Source organism: Candidatus Symbiopectobacterium sp. 'North America' (assembly GCF_015762685.1).
In the GTDB taxonomy this organism is placed as follows: domain Bacteria; phylum Pseudomonadota; class Gammaproteobacteria; order Enterobacterales; family Enterobacteriaceae; genus Symbiopectobacterium.
The window spans coordinates 161,978-186,575 of the sequence record NZ_PEHF01000084.1 but is presented as its reverse complement, the minus strand read 5'-3'; the positions used below and the strand labels follow the sequence as shown (position 1 = coordinate 186,575).

Here is a 24,598-nt window from a genome sequence, read left to right as displayed (position 1 = left end):
TTTATGCAGCCTGAAAGGGCAGCCCCTAACCTGATGAAAGAGATTCATAGTGAAAGTGTTGACTATTTTCGGCACCCGTCCAGAAGCCATCAAAATGGCCCCTCTGGTTTATGCACTGGCTCAATATGAAGCCTTTGAATCGAAAATATGCGTAACAGCCCAGCACCGGGAGATGCTGGATCAGGTGCTGCGTTTATTTGCTATTACGCCGGATTATGATTTGAACATTATGCAGCCGGGCCAGGGGCTGAGTGAAGTCACTTGCCGCATTTTGGAAGGACTGGAACCGGTATTGACGGCGTTCAAACCCGATCTGGTGCTGGTGCATGGTGATACCACCACCACGCTGGCCGCCAGCTTTGCGGCGCTGTATCAGCGTATTCCCGTCGCTCATGTGGAGGCCGGGTTGCGCACGGGCAATCTCTATTCGCCGTGGCCTGAAGAGGCCAACCGTAAGCTGACCGGCCATTTGCGACGTACCACTTTGCGCCAACCGAGCGGGCTCGTGATAACCTGCTGCGGGAAAACCTCGGCGACCGGCCCGATCTGACCTTCCCGCAGCACGCCGGGGACGATGCCGATATTCACATCGCTTACTGCCCGGAGCGGGTATTGCCTGGGCAGGTCGTGGTGGAACTTGTGAAAAATGACCGCGTGATTGGCGGCATGACGCCAGCCTGTGCCGAGCACGCCAGCGCGTTGTACAAGATTTTTCTTGAAGGTGAGTGCGTTGAAACCGACGCGCGCACGGCCGAGATGTGTAAACTGACGGAAAACAGCTTCCGTGACGTGAATATCTCCTTTGCCAACGAGCTGTCGCTGAATTGCGCTGAACAGGGTATCAATGTATGGCAATTGATTCGTCTGGCGAATCGTCATCCGCGTGTGAATATTCTTCAGCCTGGCCCCGGCGTTGGCGGTCATTGCATAGCGGTAGACCCGTGGTTTATCGTGGCGCAAAATCCGCAGCAGGCGCGTTTGATACACACGGCGCGGTTGGTGAACGACGTTAAGCCGTTGTGGGTGGTCGATCGCGTCAAAATGGCGGTAGCGGATTGTCTGGTGCAGAGCGGCAAACGCGCCAGTGACGTGACCATCGCCTGTTTTGGGCTGGCGTTTAAGCCGGGTATTGACGATTTACGCGAAAGCCCGGCGGTCGGGATTACCGAAATGATTGCACAGTGGCACAGCGGCACGACGCTGGCCGTGGAGCCCAATGTGGCTGCGTTGCCGCCACGTTTAACCGGGTTGGTCACGTTGACCGAATTGCCGACGGCGTTGCGTGAAGCGGATGTGGTGGTGATGCTGGTCGATCACCGCGCATTCCGCGCGATAGAACCTGAAAAGATAAAACAACAGTGGATTGTAGACACGAAAGGAGTATGGCGTTGAAACGTATTTTGGTGACAGGCGGCGCAGGATTTATTGGATCCGCGCTGGTGCGTTATCTGGTAACAGAAACGCAAGACAGCGTCGTGGTAATTGATAAGCTGACGTATGCCGGTAATCTGGCGTCATTGGCGCCGGTGGCGACCAGCGATCGTTTCGCGTTCGAGCAGGTTGATATCTGCGATCGTCCCGCGTTGGATCGGGTATTTGCCACGTATCGGCCGGATTTGGTGATGCATTTGGCGGCGGAAAGTCACGTTGACCGCTCGATCGATGGTCCGGCGGCGTTTATTGAAACCAATATCGTCGGTACCTATCAGATGCTGGAAGCGGCGCGCCACTACTGGAACTCACTGGATGACGAGAAAAAAGCCGCGTTCCGTTTCCACCATATTTCCACCGATGAGGTGTTTGGCGATCTGCACGGCACGGACGATCTGTTCACCGAAACCACACCGTATGCGCCCAGCAGCCCTTATTCCGCATCCAAAGCCTCCAGCGACCATCTGGTGCGTGCCTGGATGCGCACCTATGGGCTGCCGACGATCATCACCAACTGCTCCAATAACTACGGTCCTTACCACTTCCCGGAAAAATTGATTCCGCTGATGATCCTCAACGCATTATCCGCTAAGCCGCTGCCCGTGTATGGCAACGGTGCGCAGATCCGTGACTGGCTGTTTGTTGAAGATCATGCGCGTGTGCTTTACCTCGTGGTGACGACGGGTGAAATCGGGGAAACCTACAATATCGGCGGCCATAACGAGCGTAAAAACCTCGACGTGGTGCATACCCTGTGCGATCTGCTGGAAGAACTAGTACCGCAAAAACCAGCGGGTGTAACCCATTATCGCGATCTGATTACCTACGTGACTGATCGACCCGGACATGACATGCGTTATGCCATCGATGCCAGCAAAATGGCGCGGGAGCTGGATTGGAAACCACAGGAAACGTTTGAAACTGGCATGCGTAAAACGGTGTTGTGGTATCTGAACAACCAAGCCTGGTGGCGCAGTGTGCAGGATGGCTCCTATAACTATACCGGAGAACGGTTGGGGCTGGACGCATAATCGGCGCGTTTGTCGTGCCCGTGTGTCAGTAACAGCAGCGTGCAGGCCATTACAGGAGAGGCGATGACAACCACGATCCGTGCACATCTGATGCCGTTAGCGTGGGAAAGCGATTTTTTCGCCCTCCCCAGCGTGCGCCTGTCGTTCAGTGATGATGCGCCAGTGCTAACGCCCTCGGCGTTGAACGCCTATGCCGTGGTGCAGGCCAAGGTCGCTGCCAGCGAGCTGGCGACGATCGATGCGCTCTCTGCCGGAGGTTTCCAACTGGCAGAGAGCGAAGTGGATTTTTGCCTGCCCATCAGCGCTGGCGAGGCGGCACTTCCGGCCTGGCGCGTGGCGGATACTGTGGATATTGCGCCGCTGCGTGACGCCTCTGCGCGCGTTTTTTCGCAGAGCCGGTTTCGCACACCCTGGTATCGCGCGGCGGATAGCGGTCGTTTTTACGCACAGTGGGTGGAAAACGCGGTGCGTGGCACCTTTGATGATGTCTGCCTGATTGCGCACAACGCGCAGGGGGCGCCGCTTGGTTGGGTGACACTGCGCCAGGCGCAGGCAGGCCAGGCGCGCATCGGCCTTTTGGCTGCGTGGCCGGGCACTTCCGGTGGGGTGGGCATGCGACTTATGGCACTGGCAAGGCACTGGTGCCAACAGCGGCACGTGGCGCACCTGTGGGTGGCTACGCAGTTGGGTAATACGCGCGCACTGCGCTTTTATCAACGCAGTGGCGCGCAGATTCATGACACGGCGCATTGGTTTTACAGGAGACCGCATGATTCCCTTTAACGCTCCCGCGGTTGTGGGTAGCGAACTGGACTATATGCAGGCCGCCATGAGCAGCGGCAAGCTGTGTGGTGACGGCGGTTTTACGCGCCGGTGCCAACAATGGCTGGAGCACTATTCTGGCAGCAAGAAGGTGTTGTTAACCCCCTCCTGTACCGCATCATTGGAGATGGCGGCCATCCTGCTGGATATTCAGCTGGGGGATGAAGTGATCATGCCCAGCTAGACCTTCGTTTCCACCGCCAATGCCTTTGTGCTGCGTGGAGCAACCATCGTTTATGTCGATGTACGCCCGGATACGCTGAATATCGATGAAAGCAAAATTGAAGCGGCGATTACCGGCAAGACCCGTGCCATCGTGCCAGTGCACTATGCCGGTGTGGCGTGCGAAATGGACGCCATTATGGCGCTGGCGGAAAAGTACGATCTATGGGTGGTGGAGGATGCCGCGCAAGGGGGTGATGGCCCGCTACAAAGGGCGTCCGTTGGGGGCGATTGGTCACATTGGCTGCTTCAGTTTTCACGAAACCAAAAACTACACGTCCGGCGGAGAAGGCGGTGCCACACTGATCAACGACCCCGCGTTGGTTGAGCGGGCGAAAATCATCTGCGAGAAAGGCACCAACCGCAGCCAGCTCTTTCGCGGTCAGGCCGATAAATATACCTGGCGCGATATCGGCTCCAGCTACCTGATGGCAGATATTCAGGCTGCCTACCTGTGGGGGCAGTTGGAAGCCGCCGGGCGCATCAACGAACGACGTTTACGCCTGTGGCATAACTATTATGATGCCTTCCGCCCGCTGACGGAGGCCAGGCGCGTCACGCTGCCCACGCTGCCGGCACAATGCGCATCTGTTTTACCTCAAGCTACACGATATTGACGATCGCGCCGCGTTTATTCATGACATGAAGGATACGGACATACTGACGGTGTTTCACTATATTCCGCTGCATACGTCACCTGCGGGGCTGCGCTTCGGGCGTTTTTCTGGTGAAGATCGTTACACCACGCGGGAAAGCGAGCGACTGGTCCAGTTGCCGCTGTTTTATAATCTGTCAGATGTGAATCAGCGTACGGTGATCAACACCATCCTGAACTTCTTTTCCTGACATGTCATTGGCAAAAGCGTCCTTATGGACGGCGGGTTCGACGCTGGTCAAAATCGCCATTGGCCTGGTGGTTATCAAATTGCTGGCGGTGGCCTTCGGCCCGAGCGGCGTGGGGCTGGCGGGGAATTACCGCCAACTGATCACGGTGTTGGGCGTTCTGTCAGGCGCGGGAATATTTAATGGTGTGATCATGCTGGTGGCGCGCCATCAGCAGCAGCCTCAGCCGTTGCAACAGGTTTTGGGGACGTCAGCGACGCTTATTGCGCTCTTTTCATCAGCGTTAGCGCTCCTCTTTGTGCTGGCGGCCGGGCCAATAGCCACGGCGCTGTTTGGCGACGATCGTTATCGTGACGTGATCCGCCTGCTGGAGTTGCTGCAAATGGGCATTGCCTGCGCCAACTTCTTTTTGGCTATCCTGAAAGGGTACCGGGACGCACAGGGCAATGCGCTGGCGATTGTCGGGGGCAGTCTGATTGGGCTGGTGGGGTTGGCGCTGATACCGGTGTTGATTGCGCTGCCCGCCGGTGTGTTGCTGTGGCGTCGCACCCCTTTGCGTTGGCAGCACTTGCGTCCGATATGGGATCGCGCGTTCGCCACGTAGTTAGGGAAATCTACATTAATGGCGGTGATGACGGCGGTAACGGTACCCATCGCTTATATCATGATGCGTAACGTGCTCGCGGCGCATGCCGGGTGGGACGCAGTCGGCTTGTGGCAGGGCGTGAGCGCGATATCCGATGCTTACCTGCAATTTATCACCGCCGCGTTTTCGGTCTATTTGCTGCCGACGCTGGCGCGATTGCAGGAAAAACCGGCGATTGAGCGTGAGCTCGGCCGCGCGTTGCGGTTTGTTATCCCTGCGGTGGCTGCTGTTTTCCCCGCAGTTTGTGCCGATGCGCGATCTCTTCGCCTGGCAACTGATGGGCGATGTGATGAAAGTGGGGGCCTACGTCTTTGGTTATCTGGTGATTGCCAAAGCGGCGCTGCGCTTTTATCTGCTGGCGGAACTGAGCCAGTTTTTGTTGCTGAGTGGCTTCTCCCAGTGGTTGATTCCGCGCCACGGCGCATTGGGGGCCAGGCAAGCCTATATGTTGACCTATGTGGTTTACTTTTTCTGTGCTGTTGTGTTTTTCTTATTTACCGTAGGCGACCATGACGACACTGATTCACGTGCTGGGATCGGATATCCCGCATCATAACCAGACGCTGCTGCGCTTCTTCCATGACGTGATGGCAACGCAACTGCCTGCGCCCGTGGTCACGCATTTTATGGTGGTATCCGGTGATGAGGGCTTGCCGCAGGCTTTTCCTGGGTTGACGTTAACCTGTTATGCCGATAAACGTGCGCAGGCGGTGGTGACGCGGGCGCGGGCCGATCGACAGACGCGGTTCTTTTTCCACGGACAGTTCAACCCGTGGATTTGGCTGGCGCTGTTGGGTCGGCGTATCAAGCCGACCCAGGCCTATTGGCATGTGTGGGGCGCGGATCTGTATGAAGAGGCCACGCAGTGGAAGCATCGCCTGTTTTACCTGCTGCGTCGCATGGCGCAGGGACGTATCGGTCATGTCTTTGCCACACGTGGCGATCTGGATTTTTATCGGCAGCGGCATGCGGATGTGCCCGCCTCTTTGCTTTATTTCCCCACCAAAATGAACCCGGCTCTGACGGAAGAGACCGTGACCAAGCCGCTGGCTGGACCGATGACGGTGCTGGTGGATAATTCCGGCGATAAGAGCAATCGGCATATCGAAGCGCTGCGGGCCATTCATCAGCAACTGGGGCCGCAGGTGCGGGTGATTGTCCCCATGGGATATCCCGCAAACAATGAAGACTATATCAATCAGGTGGCGCAGGAAGGTGAAACGCTGTTTGGCACGAAGCAGTTCCAGTTGCTGCGTGAACAGTTAGCGTTCGATGATTATCTGAACATGTTGCGCAGTTGCGATCTCGGCGTATTTATCTTCTCGCGTCAACAAGGCATAGGTACGCTTTGCCTGCTGATTCAGTGCGGTGTGCCCTTTGTCATCATCCGGAAGAAGCCTTTCTGGCAGGATCTGGCCGAACAGCATTTACCGGTGCTGTTTTACGGCGATACGTTGACGGAAGCGGTGGTGCGTGAAGCGCAACGTCAGATCGCCAGCGTGGATCAGCGCCGCATCGCGTTCTTCCAGCCTAACTACCAGCGAGGATGGCTCGATGCCTTGACGTTGGCGGCGGAGACGAAACCATGACACAGGGTGAATTCGGCGGCTTGGTCGTGGTGTATCTGTTTTCCGTCAGTTTTATTCTTTTTTTGACCTGGCAGAAGTTTCGTCGAGTACGATTTAACTTTAACGTACTGTTCTCAATACTGTTTTTTCTGACGTTCTATTTCGGTTTTCCCTTTACCTGCCTGCTGGCGTTCAAATTCAATGTGGCAGTGGTGCCCGCGACCTATTTACTTCAGGCGCTGCTGTCGGCAACCGCGTTTTACGCCATCTATTACGTGGCTTATAAAACCCGCCTGCGGGCGCAACGCCGACCGCCCGGAGAACCCTGGCTCGTGATGAATCGCGTCGAAACGCACCTGACGTGGCTATTGCTGGCGCTGGTGGCCGTGGTGACAGTGGCTATCTTCTTTATCAACAACGGTTTTTTGCTGTTCAAACTGCGCTCCTACAGCCAGATCTTTTCCAGTGAGGTCTCGTGCGTTGCCCTGAAGCGCTTCTTCTATTTTTTTATCCCCGCCATGCTGGTGGTCTATTTCCTGCACCAAACGCGCCGTGCCTGGCTGCTGTTTCTGGTGGACACCGTCGGGTTCGGGATACTGACCTACCTGATTTTCGGCGGTACGCGGGCGAATATCATTATCGCTTTTGCCCTGTTCTTGTTTATCGGCATCCAGCGCGGTTGGATCACGCTATGGATGCTGGTCGCGGCGGGGGCAGTGGGCGTGACCGCCATGTTCTGGCTGGCGTTAAAACGCTACAGTCTGGACGTAAGCGGTGCGGAAGCGTTTTACACCTTCCTTTATCTGACAAGCGATACATTCTCGCCGTGGGAAAATTTGGCGCTGCTGTGGCAACACTACGGTGACATCGAGTTTCAGGGGCTAGCCCCCATCGTGCGTGATTTTTATGTCTTTATTCCGTCCTGGCTGTGGCCCGCTCGTCCCAATCTGGTGCTCAAAAGTGCTAACTATTTCACCTGGGAAGTGCTCAATAACAACTCCAGGTTGGCGATTTCTCCTACGTTGCTGGGATCGCTGGTGGTGATGGGCGGCGTGTTGTTTATTCCGCCCGGTGCTATCGTGGTGGGCCTCATCGTCAAGTGGTTTGATGCCCTGTATGAATCGGGTCGTCGCAGCCAGAATCGCTACAGCGCAGCGGCGATGCTTTTGTGTCGCGCGTGGTGTTTTTTATCCTGGTGTTTGGGCTGTGCGTGCTGGCGGCGAAGTTGCTTTATTGGCTGTTTGAACGCGCGGGTCTGATCCGCCAGCGTTGGTCGCGTTCGCATATGGCACCGTCTACCTTGACTCCACACACTCCGGATACACCATAAGGAACCCTCATGAAACATCCTGCTTCTGTCCCGCTTTATCGCATTCGTAATATCCCGCTGCATGGATTTGCGGATCAAGCCGCCTGTCTGGCGTATCTTTTCGCTGAGGGAGAGGTCAAAGCCGGCACGTTAGTGGCAATCAACGCCGAGAAAGTATTGGCCGCCGAGCAGGATAAGCCGCTGTGGGATTTGATTGCCGAGGCCGAATACAAGTATGCCGATGGCATCAGTATTGTGCGCGCCATCCGGCGTAAATATCCTCAGGCGCAGGTGACGCGTGTCGCCGGCGCTGATTTGTGGGAGGCGCTGATGCAAAAAGGCGGTGCGGAAGGCACCCCGGTTTTTTTGCTGGGCGGAAAACCGGCGATACTGCGCCAGACCAAAGAGAAACTGAGGGCGCAGTGGCAGGTGAATATCGTTGGCAGTCAGGATGGTTATTTCCCTCCCGAACAGCGCGATGAGGTGTTTGAACGGGTGCGAGCCAGCGGGGCGCGTATCGTTACGGTGGCGATGGGCTCCCCTCGCCAGGAGATACTGATGCGTGATTGTCGCCGTTACCATCCGCAGGCGCTTTATATGGGCGTGGGAGGCGCTTACGACGTCTTCACCGGGCACGCCTCTGGCGTGGCAGCGTATGGGGTTGGAATGGCTCTACCGGCTGTTGAGCCAACCCAGCCGCATTACGCGCCAGATTAAGCTATTAAAATTCCTCGCCTACTACTTCAGCAGTCGCCTGTAACGGCGTTCCCCTTCTGCGTAGCCATCGTTATTTATTATGATAATTGGCTCTTAAAACAAAATTGTTATTCTCATTTTGTTTTAAATGACTATTTGCTAATCAGGTAAAAATGCAGAAGAATATGCTGCCCAAAATGTGCGAACCTGCTCAATAGCGGGATGGGCACGATAAAACCCGGTATGAAACCGGGAGGAAAACACAACATTTAAGACTGAGGATCTATGGCAAACGAGGAAACGCAAGGCAAGCTCCACCGTGGGCTTGAGGCGCGACATATTGAGCTGATCGCGCTTGGCGGAACGATTGGCGTTGGGTTGTTTATGGGCGCGGCGAGCGCATTGAAGTGGGCCGGCCCCTCTGTGCTGCTCGCGTATATCGTCGCCGGGATATTCGTTTTCTTTATCATGCGCTCAATGGGCGAAATGCTCTATATGGAACCGGTCACCGGCTCCTTTGCCGTGTATGCGCATAAATACATGAGCCCGTTTTTTGGCTATCTCACCGCGTGGGGTTACTGGTTTATGTGGATGGCGGTTGGGATTTCCGAAATCACCGCCATCGGCGTTTACGTGCAGCACTGGTTCCCGGAACTGCCGCAGTGGATCCCCGCTATCGTGTGCGTGGCGCTGGTGGCGCTAGCCAACCTGGCCGCTGTGCGTTTGTACGGTGAAATCGAGTTCTGGTTTGCCATGATTAAAATCACCACCATTATTGTGATGATTGTCGTTGGCGTTGGCATTATCTTTTTTGGTATTGGCAACCACGGTCAGGCGACCGGCTTTGCCAATTTGACCGAGCACGGCGGCTTCCTGGCGGGTGGCTGGAAAGGGCTGTTGTTTGCGCTGTGTCTGGTGGTGGCCTCTTATCAGGGCGTTGAGCTGGTTGGGATCACCGCAGGTGAAGCCAAGAACCCCAAAATTACCCTGCGGCGCGCGATTAATAACATCTTGTGGCGTATTCTGATTTTCTATGTGGGTGCCATTTTTATCATCGTCACCATTTTCCCATGGAATGAAATTGGCACTGCCAGCAGCCCGTTTGTGCTGACCTTTGCCAAAATCGGGATTACCGCTGCGGCGGGTATCATCAACTTTGTGGTGCTGACCGCTGCGCTTTCTGGCTGTAACAGCGGGATGTACAGCTGTGGCCGTATGCTTTATTCACTGGCAAACAACCGTCAGCTACCGGCCTGGATAGACAAAGTCACGGCCAGCGGCGTGCCTGCGGCAGGTGTTGCCGTTTCTATTTTTTGTCTGCTGCTAGGTTCGGCGTTAAACTACATTATTCCCAACCCGGAAAAAGTGTTCGTCTATGTCTACAGCGCCAGCGTGCTGCCGGGCATGGTGCCGTGGTTTGTGGTACTGATAAGCCAAATACGTTTTCGCCAGCAGCATCAGGCACAATTAGCAGGGCATCCGTTCAAATCCGTGCAGTTTCCGTGGGTGAACTATCTGACTATGGCCTTCCTGCTGTGCGTATTGGTGGGAATGTACATCAATGAAGACACGCGGATGTCCTTATTGGTAGGGATGGCGTTTCTTGCCGCGGTTAGCGTGATTTATGCCATGCTGGAAGGGCGTAAAAAGCAGGCATTAACGGCACCAGAAGCCTGATTGATGGGTGGGGATCGTCGCTGACTGTGTGTTTTCGGTACAAAATGCGCAAAGCATAAGCAAACGCATCATTTCGATAAAAAAGCACTAGACAGGCAGAGATTAAATCCGTACTATCCCCACCCGCAACGGCGCTATGCGCCCGTAGCTCAGCTGGATAGAGCGCTGCCCTCCGGAGGCAGAGGTCTCAGGTTCGAATCCTGTCGGGCGCACCAATAACTTTTTTTACAAGAATTGTGTGCAAGAGCTGCGGTGGTACAATTCACCGTAAGGGACGTACCAGTTTTATCGTTAGTTGTAAGCAGTACATTGGTGGCTATAGCTCAGTTGGTAGAGCCCTGGATTGTGATTCCAGTTGTCGTGGGTTCGAGTCCCATTAGCCACCCCAGATTCAGATGTTCGTGAATGTATGCGAAGGTGGCGGAATTGGTAGACGCGCTAGCTTCAGGTGTTAGTGTCCTTCGGACGTGAGGGTTCAAGTCCCTCTCTTCGCACCAACGAACATTATCAACAGTCAGTGTGATACACTGATGGCGTTGGAAAAAAGTATTTCGGCGAGTAGCGCAGCTTGGTAGCGCAACTGGTTTGGGACCAGTGGGTCGGAGGTTCGAATCCTCTCTCGCCGACCACTTTCTGTGAAAAGCAGCTATTCCTCAGGAATAGCCGCTTTTTGCTTTCCGCATGCATCTTTCTGCTATATGCGTAGCCTGTTCTGTGGAAAACGCCCCCGCTGTGCGAGGGCGAAAATTGCTTATTCCGCTTTACCGCCTTCCAGCACTTTATCGCTGCCGAAATACTTCTCAACTGGCCGTTCTGACGCAGCTGTTGCAGCTTCTGATTGAATGCTGCCAGCAACTTGTCGCCTTCCGCCGTTTTGGCAAACGGGAACGTGACTTGCTCATTGAAGATGGGGTCACCCACCAGTTTCAGCGGCAGGTGACGTTTATTAATCTCTGCCAACAGGATAGGGCGGGAATTGACATAGCCTTGAAAGCGGTTGTTGATCACATCATTCATTGCCCCGTCGCGGGTTTCATAGGTGCGGATGGTTACGTCATTGTTGGGAAAGGCGTTGCGTAGGTTGGTCACATGGGTCGAGCCTAAGACGCCAGATACGGTTTTACCCTTGAGATCGTCCAGAGACTGAATGTCTTTGTTCTCAACGCTGGTGACGATTTGCGTTGCGTAAGTGAGGTAAGCGTCAGTGAAGTTGTATTTTTTCTGGCATTCGGTGGTTTTCACGAAATTATTGGCCACGGTATCCAACTTTCCGGCCTCCAACTGGCCCATCAGTCCGCTGAAATCAGCCGTAGTCCAGGTGACCTAATAACCCAGTTCGCGAGCGATGGTTTCCACAACCTCGACATCGTAGCCGGCCAGCCTGCCGTTCTCTTTATAAGAACCAGGGAAGCTTTGGCCCGTCGTGCCCACGCGCAGCACCTTACTCTGCGTTTCCGCACTCTTGTTATTATCGCAACCAGCCAGCGTCACGGCGGCAAGCAGGGTCAGCAGTGCGGCACTGACGTGGCGGGTCAATTGGATTTTCATCATGAGATTCCTGTTTCAACATTCCTGGTTTAGAACGAAATTGGGTTAACTCTTTGCAACGCGCTCATCAGTTCTGAGGGTAATGGCAGGCTAACAACAGTGGGATGCACATTGAGGGGACGTGAAGGAGCGTTGTTGGTTTGAAAACTATATCATTCAAAATAAACAGGATTTTATACCTTCACGTTATATCTTATGACCATTTGATCGGTTACAACCTGCTAACAGGCTTTTACTATTGCACTTTATAGCCTGTGCGTATGCGTTGGCACAGTGTAGATAAATCAAAGGATTACCGTTTTTGCTATCAAATCTCCCGGTGTCTATCACCACCAGTCTGGCCTGCTTTCACGTGTGGGTGAACTGATTGCGCCATTTTCTCGTCACATTGCCGTGTTGACCAGCCCACGCGCCTGGGCAGCGGTAGAACGTGCACTCTCCACCAGTTTGACGCAGTCCGACGTGCAGTTTGATGTGTATCTGTTGGAAGGGGAATGCACGCGCGAGGCGATTGCATACCATCAGCATTAAATTGCTCAACGTGGCGTTCAGGTTGTCCTCGGTGTTGGCGGTGGACGCTTGATGGACTGCGCCAAAGCGGTCGCTGACGGGCTGGAGAACGGTCAGGTGATCACTTTGCCGACCATCACTGCCACCTGCGCGGCCTGGTCACGGATCAGTATTCTGTATGATGAGCAGGGTGGGCATCAGGGAACGCAGGTATTGCAACACATGCCGGTGATGGTGTTGGTCGACAGTGACGTGATTGCCCGCAGCGATGTGCGCTATCTGAAATCCGGAATCGTCGATGCGCTGGCTAAATGGTATGAATTTCATCCCTATCTGGCGAAAAACGGAGATAATCTGGCGCTGAACCTTAAGGTTCAGGTGGCGACGCTCACCCGCGATACCTTTGTACAGTGGGGCGAACAGGCACTGAGAGATAATGCCGAACAACAAGTGACCGTGGCGCTGCAAAAGGTGATCGATGCCAATATCGCGCTGGCCGGATTGGCAAACAGCATGCGTGATGACTCCCCTTCACCCGGAGTAGCCCATGCGATTCATAATCGAATGACGCTCGTTCCTGAACTGCATGACTGGTTGCACGGAGAGAAAGTCGGCTATGGCTTGCGGGTGCAGTCGCTAGTGGCGCGCGGCGACGGTTCGGTCGATCCCGATTTGCTGGCACTGTTGCAGCGCTATGATGCCCCCGCGCGCTTGCCGGTGGCGGAAACGCGCTATGCCGAACTGGCCAATACGCTGTCTCAAACCTTTAAATTCCCCGCTGCCAGCGCCGCACTGCTGCCGTTTTCGCTGGCACCCGAGGCGATTCAAAGGGCTGTATTAACAACGCAATACAGCAAGTGATGCGGTTTTACGGGATGTGATGGATATCAATATAGCATTACGTCTGGATGTGTGGTAAACGATATATCTTCCTATATTCTGAATATAAGATAGATCCAGAAGATATATAGGAGCCGATTTGTCGCATGCTATATTCCCAACATTAGAACGACGACAAAAATCCCGCCTGACACATCCAACGAACGAGTAAGCTATGGCATCACATATCATTGATTTTCTCCTCATCGAGAACAACTTTGGCACGCCCGAAATGCGTGCTGTCTGGTCAGAACATAACCGCCTGACGAAGCAGGTTGACGTTGAAGTTGAAGTTGAATTGGCGCTGGCCGAAGGTGAATTGGGCGTTATCCCGGCCGACGCCGCACAAACCATTGCCGCGAAAGCGGATGCAAGCGCACTGAATGTGGAAAAGATCGCGCAGGATGCGGTCCGTATGAAGCACTCCCTGATGCCCACCATCACCGCGATTCAAAAGCAGTGTGGCGACGCGGGCGAATACATTCACTATGGTGTGACCACGCAAGATATCGTGGATACCGCTACGGTACTGCAATTACAGCAGGCTTTTGCCATTGTCGAACGCGACACGCAATTGATGGCGGTTGAGTTGAAACGCCTGGCGAAAAAGTATCAGCATAGGCCGATGACGGGGTGCACCCGCGGCATGCAGGCGCTGCCGACCACCTTTGGTTTTAAACTGGCGGTATGGCTGGATGAGTTTGTTCGCCATCTGGAGCGTCTGAAAGAAATCAAAGCCCGCGTACTGGTGGGTAACGTGAATGGCGCAATTGGCACCTATGCATCGTTCGGCGAACTGGGACCGCAGATTGAGCGCCTGACGCTGGATAAACTGGGGCTGGCTACGCCGAACATCGTCTGGCAGTCCGCGCGCGATCGTTTCTCCGAATATGCTTCCGTGGTGGTGCTGATCAGCGGCAAGATCGGCAACGAGCTGTATAACCTGATGCGCACGGAAATCAACGAAGTTGAAGAGCCGTTCTCAGCAGGCAAAATTGGTTCCACCACCATGCCGCACAAACGTAACCCAGCGGCATTTGAAGGGCTGGCTAGCCTGACTGCACCCATTTTCAAAAGCGCATCGCTGATTCATGAGTCCATGAAGGTGGAATATGAGCGTGACGCTATGAGCTGGCGCGCTGAGTGGATCGCTCTGCCGGAAGTGAACATTTACCTCTCCGCGCAGTTGCAGAATGCGCTGGGTATCCTGCGCGGTATGTCGGTGAATGAAAAGCAGATGCTGGCGAACTTGGAACTGCAAAACGGCCTGTTGCTCTCTGAGAAAGTGATGTTTGAAATTGGCAAACGTATGGGTAAACAAACCGCGCACCATTTGGTGTACGAGTGCTCCATGAAGGCGTTTGAACAGAGCCGTCACTTCAAAGAGGTGCTGCTGGAAGACCCGGTCCTGTCGGCGCAGGTTACCGCGCAGGAACTTGACGCATGGCTGAACCCAGTCAACTATTTGGGCTGTGCACCACAAAAGGTGGATGAAGTGATTCGTTATGCCGACAACTCTGGTCTGCTGCCAGCGTAAGTGAGCGTTAAACATGAGTACGGTTTTTCGCCAGCTCACGCTGGAAGATGACGAAGCCTTTCTGGCGTTGGCGGCCTATGAACCGATTCGCCAACTGGGCATTCACTTTGCCGCGGCTGAGGCGGATATCGATATGGTACGTCGCCATATTACGCGCCACGGTGTTTATGCGCTGGAAAAAGACGGCGTGATGGTGTCGTCTTTTAGCATCCGTTACCCTTGGGGACCGGAGCCTGGCCCGTATGGTTTGCCGCATTTGGGGTGGTTCGCCACCCACCCGGACTACAAAGGGCAGGGATTTGGCCGCCAGATGATGCAGTGGCTGAAAGAAACGGTGCTGATAGGGCAACTCAAGGCACCCGCGGTTTCTTTGGGCACGGCACAGAGCCACCCCTGGTTTATCGATATGTATAAGCATTACGGTTTTAACGAAGTCGGGCAGGCGAATCTGGGTAAAGGCCACCTGACGATTTATATGGAAAAAGTGTTAGACCAGGATGGTTATCACCAGTGGAAGAAGAAAAATTCCCAATGAGAGGCATGAACATGATAATAATAATGATAATGATAATGAAAAAACTGACTTTGTCTGCGTTAGCGCTTACCACTGCCTTTCTAATGGCGGGCTGTGACTCTCAGGACAAAAAAGCGGCGGCGGGCGGAAAAGCCAGCACGGTGCTGCGCGTAGGTTCTACCGGACAAAGCTACCCGAGCGGCTTTAAGCAAGATAACAAGTTAGTGGGTTTTGACGTTGAAGTCACTGAAACCATCGCGAAAGATCTGAATTACAAAATCGAGTGGGTTACCACCGATTTCAGCGGCCTGATGGGGCAGTTGGAAGCGAACAAACTCGATACCGTGGCTAACGTCGTGGCGATCACGCCGGCGCGTAAAGAAAAGTATAACTTTGCCGATGTGTACAGCTACTACAGCAGCCAGATTGTTACGCACAAAGATAACACCAATATCAACACGCTGGATGACCTGAAAGGTAAAACAGTGGCGGGCGTATTTAGCTATAACTACCTGAATAACCTGAAGAAAGCCTTTGCTGACGGCAGTGTGACCATCCGCACCTATGAAACCCGCGATGGCGCAATGAATGATGCGTTGTCCAAGCGCGTGGAAGGCTATGTAAACTCCCGCCCAATCCTGTTGGCTGAAATCAACAAGCGCAATCTGCCGTTCAAACTGGTTGGCGATCCGCTGGTGATCGAGGAAGTCAGCTTCCCGTTCCACAAAGATGAAAAAGGCGACAAACTGCGTGAGCAGTTCAATGCTGAGCTGGCGAAAATGCGTGCTGATGGCCGTCTGAAAGAGATTTCCGTGAAATATTTCGGTGAGGACATTATTACCGCACCGCAAGCACACTAACCGACGCGCTTTTTGTCATCTCTTTTCCACCGGTGCTTGCGCCGGTGGAAGCATTAATGGTACTGCTCATGAATATCGATTTTGCTTACCTGCTGAAGGTGTTTCCTCAGGTTTTGCTCTATTTACCGACCACGCTGCTGTTAGCCGTGGTATCCATGATTTTCGCCATGATACTGGGTCTGGTGCTAGCGCTGCTGCGGGAAAGCAAGATCACGGTATTGGTGAAGGTGATTGAGTTTTATATCTCGCTGTTTCGCGGCATTCCGTCTCTGGTTCAGTTGTTTATCTCTACTTCGGTTTGCCGCAGCTGTTCCCAGCGCTGAGCGATCTGACCGCGATGTCGGCGGCGATTATCGGCTTTAGCCTGAAAACCTCGGCGTACTTGGCGGAGATTTTCCGCGCTGCGCTGGCCTCGGTCGATTGGGGACAAACGGAAGTCGGGCTGTCGATCGGCATGAATCGTTCGCAGATTTACCGCCGTATTGTACTGCCGCAGGCGATGCTCAATGCGCTGCCTGCCACAGGTAACACCTTTATCTCGCTGATCAAAGACACCTCGGTAGCCTTTGCACTTGGCGTATCTGAACTGTTTGCTGAAGGTAAAATGATCGCCGCAGAATCGCTGCGTTTCTTTGAAACCTTCCTGGTGGTAGGGCTGATTTATTGGCTGGTCATCATTGTTTATTCCAGACTGCAAAACTGGCTGGAAAAGAAACTGAACCACTCATTACAGCGCTAAGAAGACGCCGCCATGATCAGTGTAAAAAACCTCTCAAAACGCTTTGGCGACAAAGTGGTGCTGCACAATATCAGTCTGGATATCGCACAGGGCGAAGTGGTGGCGATTATCGGCCCTTTAGGGTCGGGTAAATCCACCCTGCTGCGCTGCCTCAACCTGTTGGAAAAACCGGAGTCCGGCACGATTGAAATTGGCGATCGCGTACTGGATACACGCCGTTATAGCACCAAGGAAGCCTACGCACTGCATCAGCAAACAGCGATGGTTCCAGAACTACAACCTGTTCAAGAATAAAACCGCGCTGGAAAACATCACGGAAGCGTTGATCGTGGTGAAAAAAATGCCTAAGAAGCAGGCACAGGAGATTGGACTTCGGCTTATCGAGCAGGTTGGCCTGCTGCCGGAAGCCCATCATGTCCGGCGGGCAGCAGCAGCGCGTGGGTATCGCGCGCGCGCTGGCCGTGGACCCGAAAGCCATTCTGTTTGATGAACCTACCTCGGCGCTGGATCCGGAGCGCGTGCACGAAGTGCTGCAAGTGATTCAAAATCTCGCGAAAAACAGCACCACCATGGTTATCGTGACCCATGAGATGCAGTTTGCCAAAGAAGTTGCTGATCGGGTTATTTTCATGGCCGACGGGAATATCGTCGAGCAGGTGATCAGTTTCTCGGATAACCCGCAGACGCAGCGTTTCTTACGTCAGATGACCAAGATACCGGAACATACGGAATACGACATCTGACGATGCGGTGATAACAAGCTATTTAGATAAAATACCTTGCGCGCCGCGGGTTTATCCTGCGGCTTTAAGCACGGACAGTGTGGAGAAAACATCGTAAAAACAGTACCTCAGCATGCGCCGTTAGCGCAATTTATTCAGGCGTTCCGGCACGATCTGCACCAGAACCCTGAATTATCCAACCAGGAATTTGAAACCACCAAGAAAATCCGCGCCGCGCTGGAGAAGGAAGGCATCCGCATTCTGGATCTGCCGTTGAAAACCGGTCTGGTCGCTGAAGTCGGCGGCGTGCAGGATGGCCCGTTGGTTATAGTGCGTTCAGATATCGACGCACTGCCGATTGAAGAAGAATCCGGCGTGGAATTCACCTCTCAGCGTCAGGGCGTGATGCACGCTTGCGGGCACGACTTTCATTCATCCGCCGCGCTGTGTGCTGCCATTTTGCTTAAAGGCATCGAGTCCGAGCTAAAGGGCACTGTGCGCATTCTGTTCCAGGCGGCGGAAGAAACCGGGCTGGGCGCGCCAGAAGTGATCGCGACCGGTGCGCTGGATAATGCGGCAGCCATCTTTGGCATTCACAACGACCCAAAGCTGCCAGTTGGCGTGGTCGGTGGTAAAGATGGCGCGTTGACGGCAGGCGTGGATCGTTTTGAAATCAAGATTGCTGCTAAAGGCTACCATGCGGCCAAACCTCATGAAGGCAACGACCCCATTATCATTCTCAGCCAGTTGATTAGCGCGGTGCAGACCATTATCAGCCGCACGGTGCCAGCGGATGATACCGCCGTGGTGTCAATCACTCAGGTACACAGTGGCAGCACCTGAAACGTGATCCCGGATACCGCCTACGTGGAAGGTACGGTACGCACCTTTAGCCAGACAGCGCGCGATCTGATTGAACAGCGCTTTCGCCAGATTGTGGCAGGTATTGCCAGCACCTTTGGCGCTGAGCTCGAGTTTATCTGGCACGCCGGACCGCCGTCCGTGGTCAATACGCCGGAATGGGTGGATTTTGCCCTGCGTGTTGCCGATGAAGAAGGTTTTGAAGCGCGCCGCGTGGATGCCAGCCCGATTGGCGAGGATTTTGCCTTCTATCAGCAAAAACTGCCGGGTACATTCATGATGGTCGGTTCGGGCGGGCCTTATACACTGCATCATCCGAAATTCCGGGTTGATGACAGCGCACTGTTCCCTACCGCGCACTACCTCCATCAGTTGGCGAAACAGAGCCTGGAACAACTGTCTTCTCGCTGATGTTTTCATCCGCGCCGTGTTCACGGCGCGGATAATCTATTTATACCCGTCATACTTCACGTTGCGTTTGCTGGTGCCGTTCAATGCGTTAACGTGTTGTCTTGTAATGCAAATAATTAAGGCTATATCCCTATTTTTATTTAGACAAAGCAGCCAAATACTTTTCATTTCTTGTTCGATATTTTCCTTTTTAATACTAAACAAAAGTTAAACGATGTGTCATTGATTGTATAAATTGCTATTCAAGAAATGAACCAATAATACAATTTTATGCCAAAGGTAAGAAATCTGTATTAAAAGGAATCGAAATGAATATTAATTTACATTATTGTTTGCCACACTTCTGATTTCTGGTTGTACGACGCAATGGGTGAAAAACATCGCTAACGCTGAGGATTTCACCATCTCGAAAGGTGCCTGTGAAACGCTGAGCGAAGAAAAATTCCCTGTGAAAAATGAAGTGTCGCAGCGAACGCAATATACGTCCTACTATTTGCCGTGTGGAAAAAAGGACGACTGTAAAAATGAAAAATATATCAGCGGGCAACGACCAGAAACACAAAGTTATGTGATGGATGTTAATAGCGGTAGCCGCCAGGCCCTTTTCAATCAGTGCATAAAATTGAGGGAATGGACATCGGAAACGAAATGGTTCCCATAAGGACGATAATGTAAAAGGAAGACCATGAATAACTTGCAACGTTTTGTTTTTATAATGATGTTTTTATGCTTAAGCTCCGCGTTTGCCATGGCATCACCGCCGCCAGTACCAGAACAGGCTCCGGCGCCGAGTGATGTTGTAATGAGTGAAGGGCAAGTGAAACTTAACCAGGGGCGCCTTAATTATCGTGCCGAAGCGGGCGCATTAGCACTGAATACGGACGATCCCGACGAACCCATCGCGACCTTGTCCTACGTGGCCTACTTCAAGTCGGTAGATAAGACGGCGAAGCCGGAGAATCGGCCGATCACGTTTATCTATGACGGCGGACCGGGTTCTTCTTCCGTGTGGCTGCATATGGGCGGTTTAGGGCCAAAGCGGGTGGTCGCCAGCACGCCGGATAAACCCGTATTGCCGCCTTATCCGGTTATCGATAATGCCTATTCTCTGCTTGATGTCAGCGATCTGGTCTTTATCGATGCGCCGGGCACCAGGTTTGGTCAGTTTATCAGCCATGCGGCCAATGTTCAGGAGCGGCAGGCGCAGAAGCGTCAAAAAGAGAATGACACCTACAGTATTAATGGAGACGCACACGCGTTTGCGCAATTTATCACGCAGTTTCTGAGTCGCTATCAGCGCTGGAATGCGCCGCGTTACCTGCTTGGTGAGAGCTACGGCACGACGCGTACGGTGGCGCTGGCAAACCGGCTGAAGGTGCAGCACAACGTCGATGTTAACGGTATTATTTTGCTGTCGCAGTATTTGAGCCAGGATATTGATATCGATCGTCCCGAATCCAACCCCGGCATCGATCAGCCCTATTATCTGGCGTTGCCAACCTATGCGGCAATAGCCCATTACTATCAGCATCCGGCAAATGTCGCAGAAAATCTGGATCATTTGCTGACTGAGGTTGAACAGTTTTCCCTTGGTCCCTATGCACAGGCGTTGGCTCAGGGCAATCTCTTGCCAGAATCGCAGAAAGCAGAGCTTGCTGAGCAACTTGCTCGCTATACCGGTATACCCGCGCGGGAATGGGTTAAGGCCGATTTGCGCGTTTCAGGCCCGCTGTTTGTTAAAAAATTGCTGACAGAGCAGGGCGATACGGTCAGCCGTGCTGACGGCCGTTATCGAGGAGCCTCGCTGGATAAATGGCTGCGCGGAGCGATTACGATCCGGTTATGACTATCGGCTCCGGGTTTATTTCCGCGTATCGCGACTATCTGGCAAAAGCATTGAACGTAAATACGGTGCAAGATTATGTTTCTGACTCGAATGCCATTTACTATTGGAATATGACGCCAGAAAATCGTTCTTTCAATCTACTGACTGCATTGTCCGAAACCATGAAAATGAATCCGCGCATGAAAGTGATGGTGCTCGGGGGGATCTACGATTTGGCGACGCCTTACTTTGTCGCGCAATATCACCTCAATCACCTCTCTTTGCCTGAAAAACTGCGCGCTAATCTTCAATTTAATCGGTATGAGTCGGGGCATTTGCCTTATCTTGATGAAAAATCGCTGCAACAGTTACATCAGGATCTGCGTGACTTATTGCGGGATAGTTCAGCAGACTGTTGGAAAATGGCGACAGAAGCCCTGTTTAAACGTCTCCATTTAGAGACATTTAAACAATTGAAATAAAACATGAAAAAACAAAACCCAACGTTATGTCTCTATATGGAGACAGTTGGGTTATTCATGCTTGGTGCAAGCTGTCAGTCGAGAGGATAAATTGCGAAAGCGATGTATTTTAAATTATATATTTTTCAATAAATTAGATTGGTTTGTTTTTTTGTTTTCAATGTGGCGACGATCTGGCACGGTTCATGCTAATATGACCCCTTAGATGCTCATTCCTCCTTCTATGTTTGCTTCGGCTTCATAATCCTGGGAATGACGCAGAGCCGTTTACAGGTGCCTATCGTCCACCTCCAGATGACGTTGTGATTAGCCGTTTTACTGCATTTCACGACACCATCGGACTTTTCGGACATTACGTTGAGTGAAGCACTCTACTGTAGTCTTTTATGACCTGATCTTATTCAACGCTTGCCGTTTATTGGCAAGCGTTTTTTTTGCGCCATTTTTAGTGCGTGAGATCTTCGCCGTGGGTGGCAATGACCTTTTGATACCATGAGAAAGATTTTTTCTTGTGGCGATCTCCGCTGCCAGAGAGGGTGTCATCGAGATCAACATAAATAAAGCCATAGCGCTTGGACATTTCGCCGGTCGACATGCTGACCAGATCGATACAGCCCCAAGGGGTATAGCCCATCAGTGTCACACCGTCAGCAATGGCATCGGCCATCGCCTCAATATGCTGGCGCAGATAATTGATGCGGTAATCGTCCGCCACGTAGAGGTTGCTGTCGGGTTTATCGATCGCACCTAATCCGTTTTCGACCACAAACAGGGGCTTACCGTATCGGTCATAAAGCTGGTTCAGAGCGATGCGTAGGCCGGTTGGATCGATCTCCCATCCCCATTCGCTGGCCTCGAGAAACGGATTGTGCGTTCCTCCCAGTAAATTGCCTTCGGTATCTTCACCCTCAGCGTGGGTTTCATTCACGGTGGTCGACATGTAGTAGCTGAAACCGATGTAATCGACGGTATTATTCGCCAGCAGTTCAAGATCACCGGGTTCGATCGCTAAAGTGACGCCGAGCGAGTCCCACAATAGTTGCTCATAGTAGGGGTATCTGCCGTTGGCTTGTACATCGGCGCAATAGAAATTGAAGGACTGCGTGCGTTGCATGGCCGCCAACTGATTAACCGGGTTGCTGTCGTAGGCGTAGGTGGTGGCATAAATAATCATGCAGCCCATCTGGATGTTCGGATTGACGTCGCGGGCAATTTTGGTTGCCAGACTGCTGGCGACAAACTGGTGATGCCATGCCTGAAATTTCGCCTGTGGGTCCCGGGCCCCGTTTTGACGACGAGCCCCTGGCTCATGATCGGAAAATGCGCAGCACTGTTGATCTCATTGAAGGTCATCCAATATTTGACCTTGTGCCCGAAACGCTCGGGCACCGTGCGAGAAAAACGCTCGAAAAAACCGACCAGCGCGCGGTTTTTCCAACCGCCATAGACGGTGGCCAAATGCAGCGGCAGTTCGTAGTGAGAAATCGTGATAACCGGTTCAATGCCGTCGGCGATACAGCTATCAATTATCGCATCGTAGTGTGCCAAACCAGCTTAATTGGGCGTTTGTTCCACGCCGTTAGGGTAAATACGGGTCCAGGCAATGGAAAAACGGTAACACTTGAAGCCCATTTCAGCGAACAGCGCGATATCTTCCTTGAAACGGTGATAATGGTCGATGCCCTTGTGGTTAGGGTAAGTATAACGCGCGGTATCCAGCGAAAAATCGAAGGATTCAGACGCGACGATGGCTAAGCGTGCTTTGCCGCCTGGGAGGGTATCCACAATAGACAGTCCCTTGCCCGCTTCATCGTATGCGCCTTCTACCTGATTGGCGGCGGTGGCACCGCCCCAAAGGAATTCGGGAGGAAATCGTGTACTCATGGGCTGCTCCTTTTAGTATCCAAAATGAAACCGGTTTCATTTTATACCCGTCATACTTCAAGTTGCATGTGCGTTGGCTGCACTCGTTATTCGGCCCATCCCTGGGCCTCACCTCTTACGAGGCCGCCGCACGCGGCGTTCAAATCTGCTCCCGGCAGATTTGTCACCCGAATCACTTACCTGAGTAAGCTCATCGGGATGAATGAACCTCATCCCTGAGGTTCACCCTACGGGCCAGCGCAAGCGCTGTTCAAATTTGTTCCAGACAAATTTGTCACTCACTTGCCGCCTTCCTGCAACTCGAATTATTTAGGGTATATTGCGTAACGGTATAAAAGTGTGTCTCTTTCGCTGATGGGATAGCGCTGCCCCAGAATGTGGGGCAGCGGGGAGCGCGATTAAGACGGGGTTTGTAGTGTGAGTAACAGCCCTTCGCGACGCATCTGGGCCGCTTCCTCCGGCAGCCGCAGATGGTCAAAGGAATCGGCGCGCCAAGCGTAATCAAAGGCATCCGGGCGCAGCGCCAACGCCGCAGCAAACGCATCGCAGGCCTGCTGCCATTCCCCCTGTTTCAGCATTAACTGTCCCTGGGTACTGTGCAGTAACGCACTGTTATCGTGTTGTTTTAGCAACTGGCTCAGGAGTTTTTCCAACGAGGCCGGTTCGCCTGCGGCCAGACGTGGCATCAGCAGTACCAGACGTTCATCGTAGTGACGTTTCAAACCGTCGATCACAATCTGTTGGGCGGTGTGGTGATCGTCGCAGGCAATAAGATGCTCCGCCATCGCCACTTGCAATGGCAAATCTTGCAGCACCTTGCAGCTTTGTTCCTTCCACCACTGCTTCAGTCCTTCGCTGCCGCCTTCCGCCATCTCTTGTTCCATCAGGCCGAGCAGGGCGGATTGGCGCAATGCCTCCAACTCATCCTCAGTACGAATCTGGGTTTTGCGCATGGCAGGCAGAATATCTAACAGCGCACCGTAAGCGTGGGTGCGTTGGAACGCCAGTTCCGCTAACCGTAATACTTCAGGATGGCGCGGTGCGTATGCCAGCAAACGATCGACGCCATGGCGTGCGGCGTGATCCTCATTACGAGCCAGTTGGATGCGCACGCGGGTGATGTCTACCGGCAACTGATCGGTGTCGGCCATTTCGACCGCCCGTTCCAGATACTGTCGAGTGCGAAATTCATCACCGCGTTGCTGCGCAGCTTCGGCGGCCAGCAGATAGTTCACCACCGGTTGCTCTGCGTGATCCGCGTTACGCGTCAGCAGTTTTTCAACCTGAAGATAATCGCCCTCGGCCAGTTTGAGCAGAGCTGCTTTGGTCTGTTTTCTGGCGCGCGAGCGTTTACGACCGAGAAACCAGCCGCGGGTACGCGCGCCGATGCGAAATACGCGACGCAACAGCCACTCCAGCGCAAACAGGACGACCAACAGCAGCACCAGGATGATAACCAATCCGGTAACGCTAGTTTCGATGTTGTAGGTGTCGGTTTGCACCAGTACATAGCCCTGACGTCCTGCGAGCATCGGGCCAAGCACTACGCCAGCAATAAGGAGCAGTAACAAGAACAGCATG

The 24,598-nt window shown here is 53.2% G+C and carries 12 protein-coding genes, 4 tRNA genes and 11 pseudogenes; 23 read left to right on the top strand and 4 right to left on the bottom strand.

The features are described from left to right. The first annotated feature begins 49 nt into the window (after positions 1-49). The 13 genes and pseudogenes from wecC to CS369_RS18020 all read left to right on the top strand — a co-directional run bounded on the left by wecC (position 50) and on the right by CS369_RS18020 (position 10,874). Positions 50-1,392, top strand: a pseudogene (wecC, locus tag CS369_RS24010) (UDP-N-acetyl-D-mannosamine dehydrogenase). Further along, positions 1,383-2,462, top strand: a complete 1,080-nt coding sequence (rffG, locus tag CS369_RS18075; protein ID WP_196908152.1) for a dTDP-glucose 4,6-dehydratase — start codon at positions 1,383-1,385, stop codon at positions 2,460-2,462. Before wecC ends, rffG begins: the two are co-directional and overlap by 10 nt. Before the next feature lie 63 nt (positions 2,463-2,525). Then, positions 2,526-3,245: a dTDP-4-amino-4,6-dideoxy-D-galactose acyltransferase gene (gene rffC / locus CS369_RS18070; RefSeq protein ID WP_196908151.1), complete on the top strand. Its 720-nt coding sequence runs from the start codon at positions 2,526-2,528 to the stop codon at positions 3,243-3,245. Then, positions 3,232-4,352 (top strand): annotated as a pseudogene (gene rffA / locus CS369_RS18065) (dTDP-4-amino-4,6-dideoxygalactose transaminase). Before rffC ends, rffA begins: the two are co-directional and overlap by 14 nt. Position 4,353: 1 nt before the next feature. Beyond that, positions 4,354-5,508, top strand: a pseudogene (gene wzxE, locus CS369_RS18060) (lipid III flippase WzxE). After that, entirely contained in the window at positions 5,505-6,584 is a 1,080-nt protein-coding gene (locus tag CS369_RS18055) for a TDP-N-acetylfucosamine:lipid II N-acetylfucosaminyltransferase (RefSeq protein WP_196908150.1), read from the top strand. The pseudogene wzxE and the gene CS369_RS18055 overlap by 4 nt, the downstream one beginning before the upstream one ends. Beyond that, a pseudogene (gene wzyE / locus CS369_RS18050) lies at positions 6,542-7,893 on the top strand (ECA oligosaccharide polymerase). Before CS369_RS18055 ends, wzyE begins: the two are co-directional and overlap by 43 nt. 9 nt (positions 7,894-7,902) lie before the next feature. Then, positions 7,903-8,632, top strand: a pseudogene (wecG, locus tag CS369_RS18045) (lipopolysaccharide N-acetylmannosaminouronosyltransferase). Between the two features lie 221 nt (positions 8,633-8,853). Further along, entirely contained in the window at positions 8,854-10,245 is a 1,392-nt protein-coding gene (locus CS369_RS18040) for an amino acid permease (protein ID WP_196908149.1), read from the top strand. 138 nt (positions 10,246-10,383) lie between these two features. Next, positions 10,384-10,460, top strand: a tRNA-Arg gene (locus tag CS369_RS18035). A 97-nt stretch (positions 10,461-10,557) separates the two neighbouring features. Continuing rightward, positions 10,558-10,633: transfer RNA gene (locus CS369_RS18030), tRNA-His, on the top strand. 23 nt (positions 10,634-10,656) lie between these two features. Next, positions 10,657-10,742: transfer RNA gene (locus tag CS369_RS18025), tRNA-Leu, on the top strand. Positions 10,743-10,797: 55 nt separating this feature from the next. Next, a tRNA-Pro gene (locus tag CS369_RS18020) sits at positions 10,798-10,874 on the top strand. A 220-nt stretch (positions 10,875-11,094) separates the two neighbouring features. Here the strand turns inward: CS369_RS18020 and CS369_RS25300 are convergent. Together CS369_RS25300 and CS369_RS25295 are read right to left on the bottom strand one after the other, a co-directional pair. Further along, positions 11,095-11,535: pseudogene (locus tag CS369_RS25300) on the bottom strand (transporter substrate-binding domain-containing protein); the annotation flags it as partial. A 33-nt stretch (positions 11,536-11,568) separates the two neighbouring features. Next, positions 11,569-11,796 (bottom strand): hypothetical protein, encoded by a 228-nt coding sequence (locus CS369_RS25295; protein ID WP_374191080.1) that lies wholly within the window; start codon positions 11,794-11,796, stop codon positions 11,569-11,571. Between the two features lie 288 nt (positions 11,797-12,084). Between CS369_RS25295 and CS369_RS18010 the strand changes: the two are divergent. From CS369_RS18010 to CS369_RS17965, 10 genes and pseudogenes are all read left to right on the top strand, one after another. Further along, positions 12,085-13,164 (top strand): annotated as a pseudogene (locus CS369_RS18010) (iron-containing alcohol dehydrogenase family protein). Positions 13,165-13,357: 193 nt separating this feature from the next. After that, on the top strand, positions 13,358-14,719 hold the full coding sequence (purB, locus tag CS369_RS18005) for an adenylosuccinate lyase (protein WP_196908148.1): 1,362 nt from the start codon (positions 13,358-13,360) through the stop codon (positions 14,717-14,719). Between the two features lie 13 nt (positions 14,720-14,732). Continuing rightward, on the top strand, positions 14,733-15,254 hold the full coding sequence (locus CS369_RS18000; RefSeq protein WP_196908147.1) for a GNAT family N-acetyltransferase: 522 nt from the start codon (positions 14,733-14,735) through the stop codon (positions 15,252-15,254). A 29-nt stretch (positions 15,255-15,283) separates the two neighbouring features. Further along, positions 15,284-16,093, top strand: a complete 810-nt coding sequence (locus CS369_RS17995; protein ID WP_196908174.1) for an amino acid ABC transporter substrate-binding protein — start codon at positions 15,284-15,286, stop codon at positions 16,091-16,093. Positions 16,094-16,161: 68 nt separating this feature from the next. After that, a pseudogene (locus CS369_RS17990) lies at positions 16,162-16,832 on the top strand (amino acid ABC transporter permease). Positions 16,833-16,844: 12 nt separating this feature from the next. Further along, positions 16,845-17,575 (top strand): annotated as a pseudogene (locus CS369_RS24695) (amino acid ABC transporter ATP-binding protein). Between the two features lie 90 nt (positions 17,576-17,665). Beyond that, positions 17,666-18,826, top strand: a pseudogene (locus tag CS369_RS17980) (amidohydrolase). Positions 18,827-19,196: 370 nt separating this feature from the next. Then, a complete protein-coding gene (locus tag CS369_RS17975; RefSeq protein ID WP_244665084.1) occupies positions 19,197-19,487 on the top strand; it encodes a hypothetical protein in 291 nt (96 codons plus the stop codon). A gap of 141 nt (positions 19,488-19,628) precedes the next feature. Next, complete coding sequence (locus tag CS369_RS17970) at positions 19,629-20,672, top strand: hypothetical protein (protein WP_196908145.1); 1,044 nt, start codon at positions 19,629-19,631, stop codon at positions 20,670-20,672. Further along, positions 20,639-21,133, top strand: a complete 495-nt coding sequence (locus CS369_RS17965) for a hypothetical protein (RefSeq protein WP_210769502.1) — start codon at positions 20,639-20,641, stop codon at positions 21,131-21,133. Before CS369_RS17970 ends, CS369_RS17965 begins: the two co-directional genes overlap by 34 nt. A 445-nt stretch (positions 21,134-21,578) precedes the next feature. On the opposite strand, the pseudogene CS369_RS17960 reads toward CS369_RS17965, so the two are convergent. Together CS369_RS17960 and hemY are read right to left on the bottom strand one after the other, a co-directional pair. Further along, a pseudogene (locus CS369_RS17960) lies at positions 21,579-23,017 on the bottom strand (glycoside hydrolase family 1 protein). Between the two features lie 398 nt (positions 23,018-23,415). Next, positions 23,416-24,597 (bottom strand): protoheme IX biogenesis protein HemY, encoded by a 1,182-nt coding sequence (hemY, locus tag CS369_RS17955; protein WP_196908143.1) that lies wholly within the window; start codon positions 24,595-24,597, stop codon positions 23,416-23,418. Position 24,598 lies beyond the last annotated feature (1 nt).

Bases quoted from the DNA above. Each gene is read 5' to 3' on its own strand.
- rffG (WP_196908152.1), top strand. From the start codon at position 1,383: ATGGCGTTGAAACGTATTTTGGTGACAGGCGGCGCAGGATTTATTGGA.
- rffC (WP_196908151.1), top strand. From the start codon at position 2,526: ATGACAACCACGATCCGTGCACATCTGATGCCGTTAGCGTGGGAAAGC.
- CS369_RS18055 (WP_196908150.1), top strand. From the start codon at position 5,505: ATGACGACACTGATTCACGTGCTGGGATCGGATATCCCGCATCATAAC.
- CS369_RS18040 (WP_196908149.1), top strand. From the start codon at position 8,854: ATGGCAAACGAGGAAACGCAAGGCAAGCTCCACCGTGGGCTTGAGGCG.
- CS369_RS25295 (WP_374191080.1), bottom strand. From the start codon at position 11,796: ATGATGAAAATCCAATTGACCCGCCACGTCAGTGCCGCACTGCTGACC.
- purB (WP_196908148.1), top strand. From the start codon at position 13,358: ATGGCATCACATATCATTGATTTTCTCCTCATCGAGAACAACTTTGGC.
- CS369_RS18000 (WP_196908147.1), top strand. From the start codon at position 14,733: ATGAGTACGGTTTTTCGCCAGCTCACGCTGGAAGATGACGAAGCCTTT.
- CS369_RS17995 (WP_196908174.1), top strand. From the start codon at position 15,284: ATGATAATGAAAAAACTGACTTTGTCTGCGTTAGCGCTTACCACTGCC.
- CS369_RS17970 (WP_196908145.1), top strand. From the start codon at position 19,629: ATGAGTGAAGGGCAAGTGAAACTTAACCAGGGGCGCCTTAATTATCGT.
- CS369_RS17965 (WP_210769502.1), top strand. From the start codon at position 20,639: ATGGCTGCGCGGAGCGATTACGATCCGGTTATGACTATCGGCTCCGGG.
- hemY (WP_196908143.1), bottom strand. From the start codon at position 24,597: ATGCTGTTCTTGTTACTGCTCCTTATTGCTGGCGTAGTGCTTGGCCCG.